The following is a 14906-nucleotide window of genomic DNA, read 5'->3' on the forward strand; positions in this document are numbered from 1 at the left end:
CGCTCCAAAAACACGCTTCCGCTCGGCTACGGACGCAACGGACACCTCCCGGATTATAATCAACTGCCATGCGTCATCGCAAACCTCTACGCCCCACCGGGCGGACCCTCCAAAGGAGGCAGCCCGAAAGGCTGTGGCAAACGCAGGGGCTGCGAGCTGGGTGGGATGCGGACGGCGTGTGAGTATGTAGTAGTTTGAAACCGTTGGAGGACGCCGGCACTTGGTAAGCTGGAGCAGTTGGCACTTCGTGCCAACAAACTCCAGCGAACCTAGTACCGTTGCGTCCGGATACGAGCGAAAGCGTGTTTCAAAATGCTACACACCCACACAACGCCCGCGTCACACCCAGCCGCAGCCCCGTCCGTCCTGTCACTACCTTCCGAGCTGCTCCACAGCCTCCCGGAACCTCGCACACTCCCCTGCGAGATACTCTGCATTAAGCCCTTTTCCCTCTTTAGTAAGTTCCATCGGCTCGCCAACATACAGCTTAAGTCTCTTCCCAAACAGCTTATGATATTCTCCGTCATTATATACCGGAACAATTTTTGCACCTGACATAACTGCCAGCATTGCAAAGCCCGGCTTGAATTCATCCATAACCCCTGTCTTAGAAGTATGTCCTTCTGGGAAAATTATCATATTATCTCCTGCACGAAGATGCTCCGATGCTCCTCTTATCCATGTAATGTCTGTTCCAAAGCGGTCTACAGAAATAAACTTACCACCGCTTGTAATCCACTTTAGAATCTTCTTATCAGCCCAGTCTTTGGCTATTATAAGTACACTGTTCTTAAACAGCATATAAAACATCTGTCCATCATTATGTCCTACATGATTGCCAATAAATATGATTCCGCCTTTTTCAATTTCCTCTTTAGCTTTTCTGCTCTGATAACATATCTTAGGTCTGAACATAATATACAGGTAAGCGTATAAAAGACCTCTCCCCATACTGGCTGTTACATTAATAAATGCATTTTTCTTTCTCATTTGATACCTCTTGCTGTCAAATCATTTATCCGCGTATTACTATTTAATCACAAGTTAATACACAAACGTTCCAATATCATACAATATGTTTCCAATCAGCATTGTATGTTTTTTAACAAATATTTTCAAAGGTCAATTAATTTCTTTTTGGCACTTATGTAACATTTTGTCGTATTTTGTTTACTATTATTTGCAAATGTTGTACAATATAGTTAACTGCAAAATACATTTTTCATAGTATTTTCATAACAATTTTATATATATTTTATAATCTGATTAATAGGAGTTTATTATGGCAAAATCTGAAGAAATCAGTTTTACTTCTGCACATGAAATTAAAGCTGACCGCAGAATTCTAAAAACTAAAAAAGCGATTTACGAAGCACTTGTTGAACTTATGCAGAAGAAAAAGCTAAATTCAATAACAGTTACTGAGCTTGCTGCACAGGCTGACATTAACAGAAAAACATTTTACACATATTACTCAACTGTCAATGATGTTCTTGATGAAGGAATTAATGAACTTATAACATCTCTTAAAGATCTTTTGTGTGCTATGTCTGAGGATTATAATATGTTCTCACCTCAGACTTTATTTGCATTTCTTAATACAATTATGTCTGATGCAGATATTGCAAGAGACCTTTTTGCTTCGGACAACGGAAGCCTGCTTTTTAACAGGCTTCAGAAAGCATTGCAGGAAACTCTTCTCAAAGAGCTGGTAGAAAAGGATATTAAGATGAATGTTCCTTCTGAACAATATCCTCTGATTTCTAGCTTTGTCGCTGGCGGAATGGTTTCCGCGTATTATGAATGGATAACCAATCCTGACGGTATTACTCTTGATGAAATGGCACGCACACTTACAACGCTTATTATTTCTGGCGTTCACGCATTTGCATAAGGAGAGCTTATGACTTTTAATGACAAATTTAAGTTTCTGATGGATATAACAAACACTAATAACACAACTCTGGCTGGTGCTGTTGGCATCGATAATTCTGCTGTAAGCCTGTATCGCAGTGGTAAGAGAAAATGTCCTCGTAATAAGGAAATTTTAAGACGAATGTCGGACTATTTTGCCGCTTCAATTAAACTCAGCTATCAAAGAAAGGCTTTGGCTCTTGCATCTGATTATAGCAGATTCAATCATTCAAGACCTTTGCCTGAATATTCAGACATGCTTTACCAGTGGCTGGCGGATGAGCTTCCTCAGACCAATACACTGGTTGACGGCATTCTTAATGAAAATATCTCTTCATCAGGCACTAATAATATTATGGGAATAAAATCCATTGACGTAATTCCCAATGCTACCAGTATTCTTTATAAGTCCGAAGGAAAAAAACAGGCTGTTATCAGTTTTATCAACCATCTTCTTACCCTTGAAGACCACGGTACAGTATATGTATGGATTGATGATGATGTTTACAGTATATTTGATAATAAGGAAATTCTTAATTCTATACAGGAGCTTCTGCTCAGATTGATAGATTATGGATATACTATATGCCAGATTTCCCCTTCTCCTGTTAATACCACTCAGTTTTTTGAAGAGTTTTTCTACTGGGTTCCGGCATATATTACCGGACGGGTGAAATCTTACTACTATCCTCGCATGCGTGATAATCTGTTTTCAAAAATAAGCATAATTTATCCTCCGCATGTTGCAGTTTACTCTGACTGTCTTTCAACGGTAAGTGATAATTCATTTACTGTTATGACAACCGAACCTGCAGTTATTTCTATTAAAGAAAACGAATTCAAAACATTTTTATCCTACTGCAGGCCAACCATGAATATATATGAATCAGCAGAGGATGTTTCTAAGTGTTTCCACCGTATCTTAAACACCCATGTAAACCATATCCAGAAGGGATTGAGTCTTCCTCCAGCAGCCATGCCGGAAGAGCTGATAACAGAGTTTCTTAATAATAATCCTGATAGCCTTGGTGTAAATCTGCGTACCTCTTACCAGTTATCCACTGTATTTGATGATTTACGCAATGTTGATATATGTCCACTGGCAACTGCTGAAGAAGTTATAGCTGGTCATGTTCCGGTTATTTTCCCTGTTGTAAGACAACAGACAGCTGTATATTACACGCCCCGTTCTTATGCAAAGCATCTGCAGAATATTATAAGAATTATGGATACATATCCTGACTATTTCTTTGTTCCGATACAATACGATCCAGATGATAACGTATGTATAATTGTTAACGAAGGATCTGAGGCAATACTTGTCCGTACAGCCCTGCCAAGCATGGTTTTTGATTTCAATCACCCACAGATTGTACAGAACTTTCAGGAATATCTTTATAAGATTGCCAACGAAATTGGTTATTCGGATATCAATCGTAAGAAAATCCGGGCACAGCTAAAGGAATTAATAAATGTACTAGAAAAAGCATAAAAAATTACCGGTTAAGTTCTTAATATATACAAACTTAACCGGTATCTTTATTCTGATTACATCTTAAAATACTTCATATCTTCATTAAGCTGGTCTGATACTTCCTTAACCTTAGCCGCTGTTTCTGCAAGAATATTAATAGTTGCATTAAGCTCCTGCATAGAAGATGTTGTCTGCTGTGTTGAAGCAGCATTCTCTTCTGATATAGCAGATAGATTAGATATTACATCAACAACGGTAACTCTTGAGCTGTCGCATACTTCGGCATTGCCTTTAATAACATCTGTTCCACGCTTTGAAACATTAATGCCATTACCAACTTCCTTAAATCTTTCCTTAGTTGCTGCAAGCTTTTCATACTGCTCTCTTACAAGAACTTCTGTACTTCTCATAACCTCAAGTGTTTCTTTCGAATCATTCTGGAGATCTGTAATAATCTCCTGAATCTTACTTGCTGTGCTGTCAGATTGTGATGAAAGCTTCTGAATCTCTGATGCAACAACTGCAAATCCTTTTCCTGCTTCTCCTGCTCTTGCTGATTCAATAGAAGCATTCAGTGATAACAGGCTTGTCTGGCTTGCAATATCTGCAATAAGTGAAGCAGCATTGCCAATCTTATCTACCGATTCATTAGTTGTCTCTATCTGTTTTGCAATTCTTGCAACTGCATCAGTAGTTCTCTGTACTGCATCACTTAATTCAATCATTGTATCCTGTGAAGCATTTTCGGCTTCTTCCATGTTCTTAGATGTCTTTGTAAGGTCAGCAATATTATTAACTATCTGAGTAATCTGTTCACCCATTGTCATAATTTCATTAGTTGCTGTCTCAATATCTTCTGCCTGTGATACTGCACCCTTAGATATCTCCTCTACTGCTGTACTGATTTCTCCTGCAGCAACACTTGACTGTGAAGCCATAGAGTCAATTGAATTACCTGACTCACCAAGATCTGTTGCAGACTTTGCAAGACTTCCAACAATTTCTCTTAACTTAATTATAAGAGTTTCAAGGGCTCTGCCCATGTCTCCGATTTCATCCTTTCTCTTAAGTACAGTCTTATCGACCTCTACTGTAAGATCTCCTCCGGCAACTTTCGTTACAGATACACTTGCTCTCTTAATCGACTTTGAAATACTCTGTGCTATAAATGTTGCCACAATTCCTACTAATATAAGTACTACTGCAGAAACTATAAGCATTGTTCCAACCTTCTGCATTATATAGTTTGTAATATCTGATGTAGGCTGTCCTGCAAATACACATCCTACAACCTGGTTATTATCCTTTAGTGGCACATATACTGCACAGTATCTCTTTCCATCTACCTTATAATTAGTATCTCTATATGTCTTTCCCGTCTTAACTACATCCCACACTTCACTTGATATATCTGTTCCCGTTAATCTTGCTCCCTTTTTATCAGTAAGCGTTGTAAGAACTCTCTTGGTTCCATATGTAAGTGTAACCTGGACATCATTCTTGGAGTTCTTGACATATATATCAAGTGCAGCCGGTTTAATAGTCAATTCTTCGCCACCCTTGAATAATCTACCGTTCTTATATTCATAGTTGCCTTTAATATCCTCATAAGAACTCTGTACTGCCCCACTTAACAGTTCTAGTCCATCCATGGCCTCTTCTTCCAGTCCTGACTTAAGACTGAATACTGTAGTTGTAATAAGCCCCAGTACCATAACAATTACCGGTACAATAGCAAGCATAAACAGTCTGAATGTAATACCCGCTCTTCTCTTCTTTCTATCAGCGGCAACCTGTCTGGCTTTCTTCTTAACCTCAGCATCAAGCTCTTTCTTCTTTGCCCTGATCTCTTTTACCTTCTTCCTATTCTCAGCCTTAATCTCTTCAACTTTTTCAGTTCTTTCGGCCTTAGTATGCATTTTCCCCATTATAAGACCTCCCTTTCCTCTTATTTAATTATTCACCAGAACATTCTTTTGTTCATATTGTTCTTTAAATTATACACCATTACGCCAATTTTAAAAACCTTTTTCTTGTCAAAATATTAAAGTTTCACCAAAAAATTGCTATAATCCGCCTGTTTTCTTTTTCTTAAGCACATTTGCTTTTATATATGCAAATGTATACTCTTCCCCTTTATCAGCAAGCATCTTCAAAAGATTGTGAAGAAGCTCATCTGTTTCCGGATGCATAATATAATGCCCAAGCCCCTTAATATAGTAATCCAATGGATCTGAATCTTTGTACTTGTCTTTATTATATATCCTGCTCGCTGCAACTCTGTCGCAAAACATCTCAGCAACATATTTCACAGGCATTTTCATTCCTGCAAGAATAGTGCTGTTACCATCGACATCGTAATCTATCCAGTATTCAAAATGATGTTTATTCCTGCCCTTATGATGCAGCCATGCCTTTGAAACACCTTCATCTTCACGCTGTGCATTATTAGGACTTCTGTGTCCATCCTGATAGTACTTAACTCCTGGTATGAACTCCGATGGCGAATATTTTGACAAATCATGCATCATTCCCTGCCTGTATAATCCAAGCTTAAAGCAGTATTTTCTCACCAGCCTTCTGTGGGAATTAACCGTGTGCAGATGCCCATTGAAATTATGCAGCAACTTCTTCAATGTCATACAGACTCATCCTCCATTATCATTATTCTACATATCCATCAGCGGTTCTATCTATAACCTCACCTGTATCAGGATTAACTGAAATCCCATTAACCTCAAGTCTCTCGTCAATCTGAATTACAAGGCACTGTCTTCCATCAATTATCTGTGTACTCACAATATCTGTCTTATCTGAATTAATCTTTATGACAACATCCGGCGTTTTCACTTCAAATTTCTTACCAGATGAAACATTTGATGCAACAAGCTTTCCATGTTCACCGGCAGCCATCTCAAAGTGCTCCTCGAAATTCTCAAGCTTTTCCTCTTTAACACCACTTTTTTCCAACAGATCCTTCATCTCAGTTTTATCAAGCATAACCGGTGCCGGACTTTCCTGCTTCTTCTCTTCTATAATCTGCTCAAGATTTTCATGAATATTCTTCACAATCTCAAGGTCAGCCTCTTCACCAAGTGCCTCATTAACAAGTGATGTAAATGTTTCCTTCTGCTGCTTTGCAGGAAGCGGAACCGCACAGTCAAGCAGGCAGTCGATAAGCCCGTCCTCAAATTCACTGACATCTTTAGTATAGAAAAGAGTCATATCCTCATCTGCACTTCTCTTATTAAATGCCGGGAACAGAAATCCCACATCAGGTACATCTACCATATGATTCTGCTTCTTATCATGGAAATTATTGTCCTCCTCATCATACCCAAGCCCCGGCTTAGAAAGATTCACATGACATATACTGCATAAAATGTAGCTGTAAACCTCATCAGATGCATCATCCATCTCTATATTATCAGTAGTAACCGCAGGAATATCATATACCTGATTAATTAGAAGAATCAGATAATTACCAACATAGCTGTAATTATTGATAATCCTGTCATAGAATTCGTTAAGAAGTCTGTCATCCTTAAGACCGCTGTCTCTTAAATTCATTAAAAATGTTCTTGCGCCCTCATCAGCATACGCATCGACATTAAACTTCATATCAACCAGATTCTTTCCTGGTGTTCCTGAAAGAGTCTTCTTAAATATATCAAAATATTTATGCTTCTCCTCTTCCGGAAGATTAAGAAAATTCTCATTAAACTGTGTTATCTTATTTCGCTCACCATCAACATAGCATCCGCATAACCTTAATATTCCACAGTCCTCTAATGTATATTGTGATTTAATTTCATTAAGTTCTTTTCGTGTCATAACTAACTCCATCCTCTGATTATTTATTTACTCATAGCCGGTATTGTCTGAATGTAAACATATTGTGTAATTATAGCATATACTGATGCCCACATGTAAAAAAGTTTCAATTCATGCAAGCATGATTACAGTACATTTTTATATTCTCCTCGCTATCCGCGCATAAAAAACTTCCCCGGTTCTGGGGGAACCGGGGATGAGTAGAGGGGATAGAAATATAGTCAAATATAAGGAATTATGGAGTTATCCTTATATCTGTGTGTAATGTTAATTGTAAAATCATTCAAATTCATTCAAACAAATTCAATTTCTTTTACAATCATCTATATTATAGCATATTATTTTTGTCAATCAACAGTTTTTTTGCCATTTTTTTTAAAAAAACAGTATTTTTTGTCAATTTTTTGTCATTTTTTGTGACATTAGTTGTCAATATTATTTAACTTTTGCTTATACACTTTTGCAGTTGGTGTTATTGCCAGTCCACCTTCACCTGTTTCTTTAAGACATACCGGCATGTCATTACCTATCCTTCTCATGGAATCTATAACCTCGTCTGCAGGAATTACGCTCTTTATACCCGCCATTGTCATCTGTGCCGCCGTAATTGCATTGACTGCCCCAGAAACATTTCTCTTTATACATGGAACCTCAACTAATCCGCAAACCGGATCACATGTCAGCCCCAGCATACTCTTTAAAGCAAGTGCCAGGGCATTTGCACATCCTTCACTATCTGCTCCCTGCATATAAGCCAGTCCCGCCGCTGCCATTGCACTTGCCGAACCAATCTCTGCCTGACAGCCACCTGCTGCTCCTGCAATAGATGCATTTTCAGCAATTACCGCACCTATTCCGGCCGCAATTAATAACGCTTTTACACATTCATCTTCTGTAACGCCAAAACATTTTTCATAAGACAGTAATACAGCCGGAATAACACCACATGAACCTGCTGTAGGTGCTGCTACTATTCTCTTCATGCATGCATTCGATTCCCCCATCTTTAATGCTTTTTCCATAACCACACCAATAAAATCACCACATATATTTCTGCCAGACTCATTATAAATTCGCATTTTATATCCATCACCACCAGCCATTTTACTTGGTGACCTCAACTGCTGGTCATATTGCTCATCTGCGCTCTTCATAGCCTGATACATCTTTTTCATCTGTGCAAATACATCTCTTTCAGACATTAGCTTGTCACGTGCTTGTCCCGTAAGAACAACCTGCCATAATTCCTGCTTATTATTAATACTTAATTTCACAAGGTCACTGATTGAATGATATTCTGCCATAAATCCTCCATTTTTCACCAATAATTATGCTAATCAAATTCTACATTATGATTATTCCAAGCCAAGATAAGTCACCTTGACAACACCTTCTGCATGTCTTAACCAGTTAATTCCCTCCTCTGGCACTTCCTGGTCACACTCAAGCACCATAACTGAATTGCCGCCTCTGCCAGCCCTGTACAACTGCATGGCAGCAATATTAACTGATTTGTGTGCAAGCATTGATGTAACTTCTGCCACATGTCCAGGCTGATCCATGTTATGCACAACAAGTGTCGGATAATCACCTGAAAAATTCGTAGATATACCGTCAATCTGAGCAATATTAATTCGTGATCCTCCAAGTGATTCACCAACAACTTCAAGATTCTTACCAGTTACAGATGTCAGGAAAATCTGGGCTGTATTCGGATGTGCATCTCTTAATGCTGATTCTCCGAAAACAACCTCTATACCATGCTCCTTAGCAATCTCAAAACTGTCCGGAATTCTCATATCATCCGGTTTCATTCCAAGAAGTCCGGCAACAAGTGCCTTCCTTGTTCCATGTCCTTTTCCTGTTGCCAGAAACGATCCATATAGAAGAATTTCTGCTTTTGCAATCGGCTCTCCCATAAGTTTTCCTGCAATGTAACCAATTCTGACAGCACCTGCTGTATGTGAGCTTGACGGACCAACCATCACAGGTCCTATTATGTCAAATATATCCATAAATTATCCCTCTTTCCAAGATTTTAAAAAAGCCACCGCTCCCTATACAGAAGCGATGGCACCTTTGCTATCATTGTCTTTAGAATACTATTCCGGCAGTTTTTTGTAAAGTGTAAAATACATTGTAGTAAAGCTTGCCAGACCACCTATTGCATTAGATACCGGCTCAGCAATAAACACTCCTTCAACTCCAAGTCCAAGCATAGGAAGAATAATTGTAAGCGGAACAACAATTATAACCTTCCTGAATATTGAAAAGAACACAGCTCTCTTCGCACATCCAAGAGCTGTAAATGTCGACTGTCCCACGAACTGGAACGACATAAAGAAAAACCCAAAGAAATACAGCTTCAATGCATGTTCTCCTAAATTAATCATTGCCTTATCCGTTGTAAATACCGACAGAATCTCTTTCGGAAATATAATTACAGCAAGCCACGCAATAAGCATATATAAAAATCCAATCGCAGCCGTAAATCTTATTGCTTTTCTGACTCTTTCGTATTGCTTTGCACCATAATTGTAGCCAAGAACAGGTTGTGCTCCACTACCAAGTGTACTACCAGGAACAGAAAGAATCTCCCTGACTGAATTAATTACAGTCATAATTCCTACATACATATCCCCGCCATACATAAACAGCATTTTATTACATACAATCTGCACAAGGCAGTTAGTTCCCTGCATAACAAATCCTGATATTCCAAGAGATGTAATCTTTCCAAACATTCGTGCTTTCAGAATCAGATTTTCTTTTTTTATATGGTAAAATGTTTTCTCCCCCATAAAAAAGCTTAAAACCCACGCAAAAGACACCCCCTGGCTTATTACTGTTGCTATTGCTGCACCATAAACGCCCATATGAAGCCCATATATGAACACTGGATCAAGAATGAGATTAATAATTGCACCAAGCATAACTGTCATCATGCCCTTTTTAGGATATCCCTGCGCATTAATAAATCCATTAAGTCCGGTTGAAAGCACTGAAAATATCGTTCCCAGAAGATATATTTTAAGATACTGGTCAGCATATACATAAGTTTCTTCACTTGCTCCGAAAAGGAACAGTACTGGTCTTTTAAATATATAGCATAACGCCATAAGTGCCAGCGATGTAATAAAAAGCAGTGATACAACCTGTCCTAGTATAAGTTCCGCTTTCTTTTCTTCTTTTGCTCCTCTTGCCATAGAAAAGAGCGGCACACCACCTGTTGAAAACAGATTAGTAAATGCCGCAACAAGTGTTGTAATAGGAAAAACCAGTCCTATTCCTGTTAAAGCATTGCTTCCAATAACAGGAAGATGCCCAATGTATATCCGGTCAACAACATTGTACAGAATCTGTATAAGCTGTGCGACCATAAGCGGAATTGCCTGATTAATAACATTTTTCCAGACTTTTCCCTGTGAAAAATCACTTTGCATTACTATTCCTCATCACTTACATGTTCTTTAATATCTTTGGCATCTACAATGATATCTGGTGCTTTGTTGCCTGTTGCAGCAGTACCAGCTGTCTTAGAAGATGCTCCACCTGCCTTATTCTTATAGCCCGCAACAATTTCTCCAGCGACCTCTCCAATCTTATTTCCTGCTATTTTAATACCTTTTTCGGCAGTTTTCGCAGCCTTCATAGCTTTCTTGTCAATTTCCTTTTCCTTAACAAATGAAGAAGCCTTATCTGCCATATTATTAGTAGCATCCACAGCTTTTCCGACTCCATTCAATACTTTTTCTTTATTAATAAGACTCATAATTGCACTCCTTTCCATGCGTTGGAATTTGCATTCCAGAATTATATAACAAATATTAATTTCTAATATTTCAGCATAATTACTGCATTTATCTTATCCGTATTTAAAGATATTATACATCCTTTGTCAATTTTATAAAAATGTGCTTTTACCTCATCATTTCTAAGCAATTCCTTACGATATTCAATACTTACAAAGTTGAATTGTGGTCCGTTAAAATATTCTTCTGGCATTACATCATAAGCAGCATCCAGATAACTGATATTATGCATATGACCAAGATAATCAACATCTCTCCTTAATATATTATATGGAATTTCAATATAACCAGTGTCTGGAGGATCTATTCTGTTTACTTTTTCAGTAAACACATGTATTTCAGGCTCTGATTCATATCTGTCCATTATTTCCGGTGTAATTCTTACCGGTCTTCTCCTGTTAATATCCATATATAACCAGCGTGATGTCGCAATAACAATTGTTTCACCATTCTTATCAGTAATCCTGAAATCTCTCTCCGCAAACAGCTTATCTGCGGATGTTGACCATGTATAAACAGTTAATTCATCATTATATGCAGGGCGCCTTATAATTTTCATCTGCCAGTTCAAAACAACCCATGCACAGCCTGTTTCATTGATTTCATTAAGTCCAAGCCCTACTGTAGCAGAATGCAAGCCTGCAATATCCTCCAAAATAGTAAGAATAGCCCTGTTAGTAGCCTTATTTTCCCTTCCACAATCTTCAAGACCAATTCTGTATGTGTAATTAAATACCATAATAACCTCATAATTCCATAAAAATAATTTGTTTGATAATTATACCGTTAGTTGCAAGATAACTCAATACATCTAATATTAAATTGTGTACTTAAAACATCTGAAGCACTATATATTGTGAAAATGTTTCACATGAAACATGATAAACATATGTTCTAATTTCCATTTTGATTATTCTATTTATTGTTAAAACTTTGAACTCAGTTCAAAAATCTTTCTGTTTTTCACTCATAAACTATCTTATTTGTACATATTATTATAATATTCCAATTTGTATTTCAAATTATATTCAAAGTGCAATACATCATTCCATTTTTTGAACTGAGTTCACTTTTTTCTGTTAAATCTAATTAAATATAAAACTATAAAGTAAAATTATGAAGTATGAACCATGAAGTATGAAGTATGAACTGTGAACTGAGTGCAAAGTTTTTCGAAAAATCAATTGAAAAGTATTTTAAATGATGTATAATTAACATATACTAATATTAAGAAAGGAAATACAATGGCAGAAGTAATTAGTTTAATTAATGAAAAAGGTGGAGTAGGAAAGTCTACCTCTGCAATAACTATTGCACAGATTTTAGCTATTTCAGAATACAACGTATTATTGATTGATCTTGATCCACAGATGAACACAACTAAAATGTTTGGACAGGCAGAAGCTAATCCTGATATTAATTATGAACATCTGTTTTGCGTAAAGCAAAATAATAAAGATGCCGTTATGAATTTTATAACAGATACAGACTACGATAATATATCTATTCTTGCTGCATCAAGGGAGCTTAACAGTCTTATATATAAGATATACGATAAAATGAAAGAAACTAATGTTGAACTTTATCTACGATATAATCTTAATCTTATTAAAGACGAATTTGATTATATTATAATAGACAATTCACCTTTTAAGTCTTATCTTACATCATGTGCAATGTGCGCAAGTGATAAAATTATTACACCTATCTGTGTAGATAATTTCTCTTATGATGGACTTATGTCTCTATTAGATACAATTGAAGAACTTAATGACAAATATGCACTAAGCATTGAATTTGCAGGTATATTTATGACTCGTGTAGCAGGAAGAACTACACTTTTCCGTCAGATGTATGAAAGTTATGAAAATATGTTCGGTGACAGATTTCTTCCAATTTCTATAAGGAACTGCATAGCTGTCAATGAATCAAACACTACATTTGAACCTTTGTTAACATATGACAAGAAGTGTCCGGCATCGCTTGATTATGTTGAACTTGTCAATTATCTTGGATTAATGGACACACCTCATTACCGTAAGCTTGCAAAATATCTGAAAGGAGAGAAGTAGTAATGGCAAAGAAATCATTTAGTGCCGGAACAACTAAATCCGGTGTACTCAATAACGATGGTGGTGAAAAGCTCCGTGAAATACAGGCTAAAGCCCAGTATAATTTTAAATACATTCCAAAAGAAAAGATTATTCCAAATCCTAAGAATGAGCAGTATTCACAGGATGGAATAGAAGCACTCAAAGAAAGTATTCTTGTAAATGGTCTGCGTCACAATCTGTCTGTTTTATATGATGCTGAAACAGACCTATACAGACTTATTTCTGGTGAAAGAAGATATCATGCCATATGCCAGATGACTGATAAAGAATACCGGGATAACTTTCCTGCAGGAATACCTTGTAAAGTAGAGAAATCTGATGTAAATGCTATTGATGAAGAAATTATGCTTATTTCCGCCAATCATGATGTCAGAGAATCAAGTATGGAAGTAAAAAGATGGGAAGTAAGCCGTTTATTAGAACTCTATGAAGCCAAGAAATTAAAAGGTGAAATTAAAAATATACACGCTGAAATTGCTAACCAGCTTAATATCTCTGAAAGACAGGCAAGAAAATATACAACAGCCGAGAAGCTTATACCAGAACTTTCTGAATTACTTAATTCTAATGGCATTGATCTTAATCAGGCAGATAAATTCGGCAAACTTGATGAAGATGCACAGAAAACAATTCTTTCTATTATTCAGAAGAATGGAACTATTGAAAATGCGGAATTCCAGTCTATAAAAAAATTATCAGAAGAACGTGCCGATGAAGCAAGAGAGTATAAGAAGCAGCTCGATTCAGCAACGAAAGAAATCGAAGATAAGGAACAGACAATCCGGTTATTAGAACAGAAAATCAGTTCTATACAGCAAAATGATAAGCCATCTAATACTGAACAGGACAAAGATGACATGGTTAAATTCGCAATGCTGGCAAAAGAAAAAGCCGAAAAGGAAAAGGCTAAGATGGAAGCCCAGGTAGAAAAGCTTAAGCAGCAGCAAAAGGAAAAAGAACAGCGACAGACATCTATCTCTGATTCTGAATTAAAAAGAATAAATTCAATTGCCAAGCTTGAACAGTCTTTAACCTTATTAGAAAATAATTTTGACATTCTTAAAAATAATAAATCAGTTATAAAAAATGATGCTGAGCTTAAAATAAGAGTTGAAATTTTAAAAGACAGACTGGTTGACCTTATAGATAACCTTTAATTTCCTCATATATGAATTTTTGACATATATATACATATTTCATCAAATACATAATAAAAATGCGTATATGGTCATTTTACAAAACCATAATTTTGACGGGTAGTATTCAATTTTAGTTAAATTTGAATATTTACCTGTCATTTTTTATTTAATAATAATTTATAATAGTTCTTTTTAAATCTATATATACATATATATTATTATCATTTAAACATATATTGTTAATTAGCAGTTATGTTAAACCGCATTATTACTAACTTTATTGAATTTTCATGTGTTATTTTTTTTCATTTATGATGACTTATTAAGGTCAATAAGAATTCTTTTTTTTCAAAAAATGTATTTAATTTTTTTATATATTTTTTTTCTTTCAAAAAAGGTATTTTGTTTAATAATTATGTGTTTTTTTATACTTTTTCTGTCGAAAACTTTCAAATAACATTTATTATAGTAGTCGCATAAATACACTTTTACACTATTTTATGTAACAATTTGATAGTAATAAGATGTATCTTCAACATTTTAAAGATGAGAATTTCTTAAATTATAATATTTGACTAAAATTTATGGGATAAATGAAAAAAAAGACACGAAAAAAAGA

The 14906-nt window shown here is 36.2% G+C and carries 13 protein-coding genes; 4 read left to right on the forward strand and 9 right to left on the reverse strand.

What is annotated here, in order from left to right; genetic code table 11:
• Window positions 1-372: 372 nt before the first annotated feature.
• Window positions 373-990, reverse strand: coding sequence for a lysophospholipid acyltransferase family protein (locus EUBELI_RS13805; RefSeq protein WP_012740604.1), 618 nt, complete (start codon window positions 988-990; stop codon window positions 373-375).
• Between the two features lie 292 nt (window positions 991-1282).
• On the opposite strand from EUBELI_RS13805, the gene EUBELI_RS11860 reads away from it, so the two are divergent.
• Both EUBELI_RS11860 and EUBELI_RS11865 read left to right on the forward strand, forming a co-directional pair.
• A complete protein-coding gene (locus EUBELI_RS11860; RefSeq protein WP_012740605.1) occupies window positions 1283-1894 on the forward strand; it encodes a TetR/AcrR family transcriptional regulator in 612 nt (203 codons plus the stop codon).
• Between the two features lie 9 nt (window positions 1895-1903).
• Window positions 1904-3406: a hypothetical protein gene (locus EUBELI_RS11865; RefSeq protein WP_012740606.1), complete on the forward strand. Its 1503-nt coding sequence runs from the start codon at window positions 1904-1906 to the stop codon at window positions 3404-3406.
• A 56-nt stretch (window positions 3407-3462) separates the two neighbouring features.
• Here the strand turns inward: EUBELI_RS11865 and EUBELI_RS11870 are convergent, their stop codons facing one another.
• The 8 genes from EUBELI_RS11870 to EUBELI_RS11905 form a co-directional block, all read right to left on the reverse strand.
• Window positions 3463-5316, reverse strand: a complete 1854-nt coding sequence (locus EUBELI_RS11870) for a methyl-accepting chemotaxis protein (RefSeq protein ID WP_012740607.1) — start codon at window positions 5314-5316, stop codon at window positions 3463-3465.
• A 138-nt stretch (window positions 5317-5454) separates the two neighbouring features.
• On the reverse strand, window positions 5455-6030 hold the full coding sequence (locus EUBELI_RS11875; protein WP_049777989.1) for a DUF5662 family protein: 576 nt from the start codon (window positions 6028-6030) through the stop codon (window positions 5455-5457).
• A 22-nt stretch (window positions 6031-6052) separates the two neighbouring features.
• Window positions 6053-7222, reverse strand: coding sequence for a DUF4317 domain-containing protein (locus tag EUBELI_RS11880; protein ID WP_041688928.1), 1170 nt, complete (start codon window positions 7220-7222; stop codon window positions 6053-6055).
• Window positions 7223-7644: 422 nt separating this feature from the next.
• On the reverse strand, window positions 7645-8526 hold the full coding sequence (gene sdaAA / locus EUBELI_RS11885) for an L-serine ammonia-lyase, iron-sulfur-dependent, subunit alpha (RefSeq protein WP_041688929.1): 882 nt from the start codon (window positions 8524-8526) through the stop codon (window positions 7645-7647).
• Between the two features lie 51 nt (window positions 8527-8577).
• Window positions 8578-9237 carry an L-serine ammonia-lyase, iron-sulfur-dependent subunit beta gene (gene sdaAB, locus EUBELI_RS11890; protein ID WP_012740611.1) on the reverse strand — a complete coding sequence of 220 codons (660 nt, stop codon included), beginning with the start codon at window positions 9235-9237 and terminating at the stop codon, window positions 8578-8580.
• A gap of 87 nt (window positions 9238-9324) precedes the next feature.
• Entirely contained in the window at window positions 9325-10665 is a 1341-nt protein-coding gene (locus EUBELI_RS11895) for an MATE family efflux transporter (protein ID WP_012740612.1), read from the reverse strand.
• A gap of 2 nt (window positions 10666-10667) precedes the next feature.
• Complete coding sequence (locus EUBELI_RS11900) at window positions 10668-10994, reverse strand: hypothetical protein (protein ID WP_041688930.1); 327 nt, start codon at window positions 10992-10994, stop codon at window positions 10668-10670.
• Between the two features lie 62 nt (window positions 10995-11056).
• A complete protein-coding gene (locus EUBELI_RS11905; protein ID WP_012740614.1) occupies window positions 11057-11773 on the reverse strand; it encodes an acyl-[acyl-carrier-protein] thioesterase in 717 nt (238 codons plus the stop codon).
• Window positions 11774-12278: 505 nt separating this feature from the next.
• Between EUBELI_RS11905 and EUBELI_RS11910 the strand changes: the two genes are divergently transcribed.
• A complete protein-coding gene (locus EUBELI_RS11910; protein ID WP_012740615.1) occupies window positions 12279-13106 on the forward strand; it encodes a ParA family protein in 828 nt (275 codons plus the stop codon).
• Window positions 13107-13108: 2 nt separating this feature from the next.
• Entirely contained in the window at window positions 13109-14305 is a 1197-nt protein-coding gene (locus EUBELI_RS11915; protein ID WP_012740616.1) for a ParB/RepB/Spo0J family partition protein, read from the forward strand.
• The last annotated feature ends 601 nt before the right edge of the window (window positions 14306-14906 follow it).

Source organism: [Eubacterium] eligens ATCC 27750 (assembly GCF_000146185.1).
Lineage (GTDB): Bacteria > Bacillota > Clostridia > Lachnospirales > Lachnospiraceae > Lachnospira > Lachnospira eligens.

Excerpts from the sequence above, each read along its gene's own strand:
- EUBELI_RS13805 (WP_012740604.1), bottom strand. The coding sequence starts at position 990 with ATGAGAAAGAAAAATGCATTTATTAATGTAACAGCCAGTATGGGGAGA.
- EUBELI_RS11860 (WP_012740605.1), top strand. The coding sequence starts at position 1,283 with ATGGCAAAATCTGAAGAAATCAGTTTTACTTCTGCACATGAAATTAAA.
- EUBELI_RS11900 (WP_041688930.1), bottom strand. The coding sequence starts at position 10,994 with ATGAGTCTTATTAATAAAGAAAAAGTATTGAATGGAGTCGGAAAAGCT.
- EUBELI_RS11915 (WP_012740616.1), top strand. The coding sequence starts at position 13,109 with ATGGCAAAGAAATCATTTAGTGCCGGAACAACTAAATCCGGTGTACTC.
- EUBELI_RS11875 (WP_049777989.1), bottom strand. The coding sequence starts at position 6,030 with ATGACATTGAAGAAGTTGCTGCATAATTTCAATGGGCATCTGCACACG.
- EUBELI_RS11905 (WP_012740614.1), bottom strand. The coding sequence starts at position 11,773 with ATGGTATTTAATTACACATACAGAATTGGTCTTGAAGATTGTGGAAGG.
- EUBELI_RS11910 (WP_012740615.1), top strand. The coding sequence starts at position 12,279 with ATGGCAGAAGTAATTAGTTTAATTAATGAAAAAGGTGGAGTAGGAAAG.
- EUBELI_RS11880 (WP_041688928.1), bottom strand. The coding sequence starts at position 7,222 with ATGACACGAAAAGAACTTAATGAAATTAAATCACAATATACATTAGAG.
- EUBELI_RS11895 (WP_012740612.1), bottom strand. The coding sequence starts at position 10,665 with ATGCAAAGTGATTTTTCACAGGGAAAAGTCTGGAAAAATGTTATTAAT.
- sdaAB (WP_012740611.1), bottom strand. The coding sequence starts at position 9,237 with ATGGATATATTTGACATAATAGGACCTGTGATGGTTGGTCCGTCAAGC.
- EUBELI_RS11870 (WP_012740607.1), bottom strand. The coding sequence starts at position 5,316 with ATGGGGAAAATGCATACTAAGGCCGAAAGAACTGAAAAAGTTGAAGAG.
- EUBELI_RS11865 (WP_012740606.1), top strand. The coding sequence starts at position 1,904 with ATGACTTTTAATGACAAATTTAAGTTTCTGATGGATATAACAAACACT.
- sdaAA (WP_041688929.1), bottom strand. The coding sequence starts at position 8,526 with ATGGCAGAATATCATTCAATCAGTGACCTTGTGAAATTAAGTATTAAT.